The sequence below is a fragment of the Streptomyces sichuanensis genome (assembly GCF_020328095.1).
Taxonomy (GTDB): Bacteria; Actinomycetota; Actinomycetes; order Streptomycetales; family Streptomycetaceae; genus Streptomyces; species Streptomyces cinnamoneus.
The window spans coordinates 1-3,654 of the sequence record NZ_JAIXMK010000135.1 but is presented as its reverse complement, the minus strand read 5'-3'; the positions used below and the strand labels follow the sequence as shown (position 1 = coordinate 3,654).

General features: G+C 67.3%; 2 protein-coding genes. One reads left to right on the top strand and one right to left on the bottom strand.

The window, feature by feature from the left end; all coding sequences use genetic code 11:
- On the top strand, window positions 1-387 hold a 387-nt coding region (locus tag LE181_RS27630; RefSeq protein WP_225664229.1), incomplete at its 5' end, for an FG-GAP repeat domain-containing protein.
- A gap of 334 nt (window positions 388-721) precedes the next feature.
- Here the strand turns inward: LE181_RS27630 and LE181_RS27625 are convergent.
- On the bottom strand, window positions 722-3,112 hold the full coding sequence (locus tag LE181_RS27625) for a DEAD/DEAH box helicase (protein ID WP_225664228.1): 2,391 nt from the start codon (window positions 3,110-3,112) through the stop codon (window positions 722-724).
- Between the last annotated feature and the right edge of the window lie 542 nt (window positions 3,113-3,654).

Here is a 3,654-nt window from a genome sequence, read left to right as displayed (position 1 = left end):
GGGCGCAGCTGGAACTGGGACTCCAGCAAGGTCACCGCTGGCGACTTCAACGGCGACGGCAAGGCCGACGTCGCTGTCCTCTATAACTACGACAAGGTCGACGGCCGCAACAAGAGTGCCCTGTGGGTGTTCTACGGAACCGACACCGGCTTCCGCGACCCCGTTAAGTTCTGGGAGAGCGGAGTCCCGGGCTCCATCGACGGCTGGAACTGGAACTCCAGCGAGCTGACCGCCGGTGACTTCAACGGCGACGGCAAGGCCGACATCGGAATCACCTACGACTACGGCCAGAGCGCTGACGGCCGCAACGAAACCGCGTTGTGGACCTTCACCAGCAAGGGCGACGGCTTTAACGAGCCCCGCAAGGTCTGGACGAACAAGCTGTAGTACGGATCCTCGATGATGGTGTGTTTCCTGGGGACGTTGAGGTGGCCTTCGCGGACGTGGTACTGCTACCGGGCCGCCGCGGAGGACAGCGGCGCGCCGGCGGAATCTTGGTCACACCTCTAAGTGCCGGTGCCCCGGGCGGTCTCTCCCCGGGGCACCGGCATACGGGGTTTCGTGCACCCGCTCCAGCCAACGACACAACGCCGAACGATGTCACGCTGGGGGAGCGGCCCAAGGTCCCAGTGCTTACACGCACCTCAGTGCGATGGCGCTGGGCCCGGGCCAGCGAAGGGCCCCCGGCCGCACGCAGCGACCCGGGGCGCGTCCGACCACGTCAAGCCGCCGCCCAGTCGAGTCCGAGTGCGGCGAGCGCGGTGAGCTTGTCGGTGGTGAGCTTCGCGCGCCTGGTCTTGCTGTTGCTCAGGAATACCCCGAGCTTGACCTCGCTGCCGTCCTCCAGCCGTTCTACGTGGGCCCTGGGGACCTTCACCGAGCCCGTGCGGGCCTTGTACTGCGCGAGGGCGGCAACGCCCCGCTCGAAGGCTCCCAAGCCTGTTTTGGGGGCCTTGGCGGGTGCCTCCTGCTCTGGGGGCAGCGGCGTGATGCTGATCGCCTCGAGAAGCTCGCGCTGGCCGTCCTTCAGGTCCTGCCAGATGGTGTGCTGGCGCTGCTTGGCCAGCCACTTGCCGATGTCCATCCCGTGTACGGTGACGCCGGGCAGGACGTCGGCCTGGCGGCCCTCTTCGTCGGCTACCAGTTCGCGCAGGGCGGCGTAGTGCCGCTGCCAGTCCGCCGGCCACTCGGGGTTCCAGTACGGGTCTACGGCCTCCAGCGCGGCCTTCCACTCGGGGTGGCCCTCCAGCGCACCGGGTCGGCGGAGGTTGGACAGCCACTGCCCCACCGCCCGTTCCAGCAGGGTCGCGGAGCGGGGTGCGCACAGCGTCCAGTGCTGCTCGTAGTACGCCTTGGCTGCCTCCAGGTTCTCCTGGAACCGTTCGTCGGCGACGGACCAGACCATGCCGAGCTTCTCCAGCCGGCGGGCCCGGAGCCCGGTCATCTCCCCGGCCCCGTGCGCCCGCCGCTGCTCCGCGACCCACTGCCCCAGCGGGTACGCGCCCTCCTTGTACCCGTACGGAACCCGGGCGTGACCCTCACGCTTGGCGAACGCCTTCAGCTTCACCCAGCCGCGCGCCCAGTCCTGCTTCTCGGTGTCGATCACGTTGAAGGACACCCAGTCCGCAACCATCACCGGGTCACGCGGAGCGGCAAACCGAAGCAGCAGACGGGATTCTGCCTCGCCTTCCTCGGGCGGCGGGCCGATGTACTCGGATGGCTGCGCAACGTCCTTCTGCGGCTCCTGCGGGATCGCGAGCAGCTCGATTGCCTCTTCGTCGTGAGCACGCAATCCTTCAAGGACCTTCACCAAGGGCCGGTACGATCCCGAGGTGAACATATCCTCCGCCTTTTCCCCAGGTTGGAGAAATACGGGCACGATCAAAGAGGCGAGCTTTCCCTGCCCCGGCTTCTGACGCAGCGCCCGGCCGATAGCCTGGACGATGTCGTGCGGCGCCCCCTTCGGGTCCAGCAAGGCCACGCTGTCCACGGCCCTGATGTCCACGCCCTCACCCAGGACACGACAGTTCGAAAGCACCGCCCGCTGCCCGGTGGACCCGAACCCGCCCAGGACCTCGCGCCGGCGCTCGGGGACGTGCTCGCCGCACAACCAGTCCGCCCAGATCCGCTTCGGGTACCTCTCCGGCTCATTGGCGTGGAGCTTCGCCGCCACGCGCTCCAGGCCCTCCGCGTACGCCTGGGCCTCTATGGTCCGGTGGTGGAAGGTGATGCAGGTCTGGAGCCGGTGCTGCGCCATGGTGTGCAGCAGCGCGGCCTGGAGCGCCCCGAGCCGCTGACCGCGCACCTCCTCGCTGCGCCGGTCCTCGCCCATCAGCCGCTCCGGGGTGACGACCGGGTCCTGGAGCTCCAGCACGATGATCTGGTACCGCGCCAGCAGCCCGCGCGAGACCGCCGAGGCCAGCGACAGCTTGTACAGGACAGGGCCGAAGACCTTCTCGTCGTCCATGGAAGCCGCCATCTCACGCGGCAGCCGGTCACACACCCCCTCCGCGACCTCCCGGCTGAGCCGCTCCTCCCAGATCCGCGGCGTCGCCGTCAGGTACAGACGGCGGTACGCCGGGATGACGCTCTGGTCGTGGACGTCCGCCCACGCCTTGCCCATCGAGCCCGAAGTCCGGTGCGCCTCATCGACCACCGCGAGATCCATCGGAGCCAACTGTTGCCCGTAAGCGCCCTCGAAAGCCTCCGCGAGGACGCCCAGACTGGCGTACGTCGCATAGATGGTCACCGGTCCCTGGCCGTACCACATGGCCAGCCGCACGGGGTTCGTGGTGGAGCGCACCCGCAGGTTCCACAGCTCCGGGTCGTCCTGGAGCGAGCACACCGCAACCGCCGGCCCTGCGTGCCCTGCGGAGTGCCACGCCTTCACCGTCTGCGCCAGCAGGTCCAGCGTCGGCACCAGCACGAGAACACGGCCCTTAGTCACGAGCCGCTTCGCGGCCGCTGCCGCAATAATCGTCTTCCCCGTGCCACACGCGGCGTGCACCTGTCCGCGCAGGCCATTCCCGGGAATACCGCCCGGCGGGGTATCGAAACCGCGCACAATGGCGGCAACGGCCTCGATCTGATGGTCACGCAGTTTTACGGCCATGCCCCATGTTCTCCTTTTCGCGGAATGTGGCGCGTAATCAGAAATGGAATCCCGGCGCGAGGTGCGCGGCGCTGGGGGTGTGGTGTCTGGTCCCAGACTCTACACAGCACTGTCCTGTGATGCATCACCCATGCCCAAACTCTGCCCCCTCAGGGTGATGCATGACTCAATCTCGCCCGCGAACGGCGGTTGCCCTGCATGATGCACAGGGTATTACTGAATGCGTCGGGGGCGGTTTCGAGAGTGGGGGAGGGGTTCGGGTGGAGCACAGCGGAGCCCGTCACTATGGTGGGGTGAGCACCCGATCGGGTCGACGGTCCGTCACCCTCGTTGCGGAGGTGGTGGGCCGAGGATCCCAGACCCTACACAGGCCAGCACGCGATGCACCTCCCCTTGCTGCCAGCCTCGGATTTTCCGCTTGCGGAAAATCTCTCAATTCGCGCTTGCGCGAATTGATGCTCTTTTAGAATTCCGCTTGCGGAATTCAATTCCCGCGCTTGCGCGGGAATTCGACGGAGCGTCAGCGGAGTCGTTCGCTATGC